This is a genomic window from Streptomyces sp. NPDC029292, assembly GCF_055569295.1.
Map to the genome: position 1 here is coordinate 729,703 of NZ_JBVHXR010000002.1, position 1,257 is coordinate 730,959.

General features: G+C 67.5%; 1 protein-coding gene and 1 pseudogene. Both read left to right on the plus strand.

Features of this window, described 5'->3' with window-relative positions; translation table 11 throughout:
* Positions 1-303: 303 nt before the first annotated feature.
* Positions 304-429: pseudogene (locus ACZ4WS_RS08230) on the plus strand (IS3 family transposase); the annotation flags it as partial.
* A gap of 223 nt (positions 430-652) precedes the next feature.
* Positions 653-1,132: an SLATT domain-containing protein gene (locus ACZ4WS_RS08235; RefSeq protein WP_467978279.1), complete on the plus strand. Its 480-nt coding sequence runs from the start codon at positions 653-655 to the stop codon at positions 1,130-1,132.
* Positions 1,133-1,257: the final 125 nt, after the last annotated feature.

Consider the following 1,257-nt stretch of genomic DNA (forward strand, 5'->3'; position numbering starts at 1 on the left):
ATGGTCCTCCGGAGGGGTGTGGGGGGAAGGGGTGGGCGCTCTTTCTCCTCTCGGGGGGGGGGGGGGGGGGGGGGGGGGGGGGGGGGGGGGGGGTCTCCCCGGGGCCCCCCCCCCCCCCCCCGTCCCGATGAACGAACGCTGACACGCACGCGAGTTCACACACCGACGACCATCGGTTCGGACGACCACCGGTTCGGACGATCACTGGTTCAGACGATCGCCACGGCCGCGCGGGAAAGCCCGGAGGCGCCGAAGACGACAGTGTGCCGGACGTTCTGGAGGGCCGAGACCCAGGCGGGGAAGGCGTTCACCGCGCACCTCCTCAAAGCCGGGATTGATACCTCGATCGGCACCGTCGTCGACGCTCTGGACAACGCGCTCATGGAGTCTTGGATCGGCCTCTACAAAACGGAGTTGTTCACCGTTCACCTGCGTTCACGCCGAGTCAGCTGTCGTGAGGAGAACCGGCGCGGGCCTTCCCTGAACGCCGATGAACGCGGCTGAATGAGACGGAAACTGAGACGGAAACTGAGACGGGCAGGCTTCCACACATCATCGGGCGGGCGGCAGTTCGCGGTGTGGCCAAGAATCTTGCAGCCCCGGTTCCAGGCAACCTGTTCCGTGCAGTGCGTCCCGAGGCCACCATTGGGCCATGCGCCGACAGACACCAGACGCCGCCCCTTGGGCGACTGCCCCAGATCCGTTGCTTGCGCTGGCCCAGGATGAACTGGCCTTCTACGAGCAGGTGCGCAACTCGGCTCGAAGGTGGCACCGCCTGACCGAGCTGGGTGCCCTCGCCACCTCCTCGTCCACCGTGGTGGCAGCGGGGCTCCACGCTCCGGCGTGGCTGACAGCTCTGATCGCTGGCGGAGCGTTGTTCTTCACCGGTCTCCGACAGGTGTTTGCCCATGGGCCACGCTATGTATTGGCGGCCCAGTCACGAGAGGGCCTGCGGAAAGCCATCAACCGCTATCAGTTGCTTCCAGCCTCCGACCGTGGCGAGGCATCCAGGCAAGATCTGCTGGCGGCGATCGAGAATGTCGGTGACGAGGAGCTCCGCCAGTGGGCCGACCAACGACACCGGGCGAGCCCAGGCGCCAGCTCGCCGACGAACGGCTCAGCGCTGCCCTGACCCAACAGCGCCGGGCCATCTCAGCTTGGGCCGGCGCTACGAGCACGCCGCCCCCGGCGACCTCGTACACGTCGACATCAAGAAACTCGGGAACATCCCCGACGGCGGCGGCCACAAGGTCCTCG

Excerpts from the sequence above, each read along its gene's own strand:
- ACZ4WS_RS08235 (WP_467978279.1), top strand. The coding sequence starts at position 653 with ATGCGCCGACAGACACCAGACGCCGCCCCTTGGGCGACTGCCCCAGAT.